Below are 1976 nucleotides of genomic sequence, written 5' to 3' on the forward strand. Positions count from 1 at the left end.
TATCGCGCGCTGACGCGCGGCGAGGTCGACGCGCGCGCGGCACGCATCGCGCGCAATCTCGTCGCGGCCGGCGTGCGGCCCGAGATGCGCGTCGGCGTCGCGCTGCAGCGTTCGGTCGACCTGCTGGTCGCGCTGATCGCGGTGCTGAAGTCGGGCGCCGCGTTCGTGCCGCTCGATCCCGCTCATCCGCGCGAACGGCTCGCCCAGATCGTCGGCGATGCGGGCATCGCGCACGTGCTGACCGACGGCGCGAGCGCCGCATCGCTGCCCGAACTGCCGGCACTGCGCATCTGGCGCGCGGACGAAGTCGACGCGCTCGACGAGGCGGCGGACGTCGCGCTGCCGGACGTGCTGCCCGGCCATGCGGCGTATGCGATCTATACGTCGGGCTCGACCGGCAAGCCGAAGGGCGTGATCGTCGATCACGCGGCGTTCGCACGGCATTGCGTGGCGATTGCCGAGCGCTACGGCGCGGGCGAGAACGACGTGTTCCTGCTGTTCCAGTCGGTCAACTTCGACGGCGCGCACGAAGGCTGGTTTTCTCAATACCTGTCGGGTGCCGCCGTGTCGGTGACGGCCGACGTGCTGTGGCCGCCCGCGCAGACCTGCGCGATGATGGTCCGCGACGGCGTGACGATGACCTACGTGCCGCCCGGCTGCGCGGCTCAGCTCGCCGAATGGGCGCTCGCGCATGGGGCGCCGCCGACGCTGCGCTCGCTGACCGTCGGCGGCGAAGCGACCTCGCGCGAAGCGTTCGCGATGCTGCGCCGCGCAATGCCGAACGTGCGCGTGGTCAACGGCTACGGCCCGACCGAAACCGTGATCACGCCGACGCTGTGGATGTTCCGTCCCGGCGACGATCTCGCGAAGCTGGGCGACGCGGCCTATCTGCCGATCGGCACGCTGGTCGGCGCGCGCACCGCGCACGTGCTCGACGAGCGGCTGCATCCACTGCCGGTCGGCGTGATCGGCGAACTGTACCTGGGCGGCGAGGGGATCGGCGTCGCACGCGGCTACCTCGATCGTCCCGCGCTGACGGCCGAGCGCTTCGTGCCGGATCCGTACGGCGCGCCGGGTGCGCGCCTGTACCGCACGGGCGATCTCGTGCGACGCCGCGCGGACGGCGTGTTCGACTTCATCGGCCGCGTCGATCACCAGGTGAAGCTGCGCGGGCTGCGCATCGAACTCGGCGAGATCGAGGCCCAGCTGGCCGCGCACGACGCGGTGCGCGAAGCATGCGCGGTCGTGCACGGGCAGGGCGCGCACGCGCAGCTCGTCGCGTACGTCGAACTGAGCGCCGATGCGCAGGCCGCCGCCCAGCCGGTCGAAGCCGCGACGCTCGACGCGCACTTGCGCCGCACGCTGCCCGACTACATGGTGCCCGCGCAGTTGATCGTGCTCGATGCGCTGCCGCGCAACGCGAACAGCAAGGTCGACCGCGCGCGGCTGCCAGCCCCGGTGCGCGTCGAACGCGCATACGAAGCGCCGCACGACGGCGACGAAGCCGCGCTCGCGGCGATCTGGCGCGACGTGCTGAACGTCGAACGCGTCGGCCGCTGCGATCACTTCTTCGAACTCGGCGGCCATTCGCTGGCGGCGGTGCGCGTCGCGACGCGCGTCGCCGAGCGGCTCGGCCGCGACGTGCCGGTGCGGGCGCTGTTCGAAGCGCCGGTGCTCACGCAATACGCGCGCCAGGTGGCCGACGCGCCGCGCGCCGCGCAAGCCGGTGCCGCGGCGCCGGGCGTCGCGGTGGTCAAACCCGATGCGCATGGCGTATGGCCGTTGTCGGCCGCGCAACTCGGCCTGTGGTTCTTGTGGCGCGCACAGCCGGACAGCGCTGCTTACAACATCCCGGTCGCACTGCGCGTGCGCGGTCCGCTCGACGTCGATGCGCTGCGCGCGGCGTTTTCGGCGGCGGCGGCCGCGCATCCGTTCCTGCCGATCGCGAGCCTGTCCGGCGGCAACCAGCAGAAGGC

The 1976-nt window shown here is 72.5% G+C and carries 1 protein-coding gene; it reads left to right on the top strand.

Features of this window, described 5'->3' with window-relative positions; translation table 11 throughout:
- A partial coding sequence (locus F3J14_RS34680) for an amino acid adenylation domain-containing protein (protein WP_166726727.1) occupies window positions 1–1976 on the top strand: 1976 nt, incomplete at both ends.

Origin of the sequence: Burkholderia sp. Tr-862 (assembly GCF_011753085.1) — a bacterium.
Classification (GTDB): domain Bacteria; phylum Pseudomonadota; class Gammaproteobacteria; order Burkholderiales; family Burkholderiaceae; genus Burkholderia; species Burkholderia ambifaria.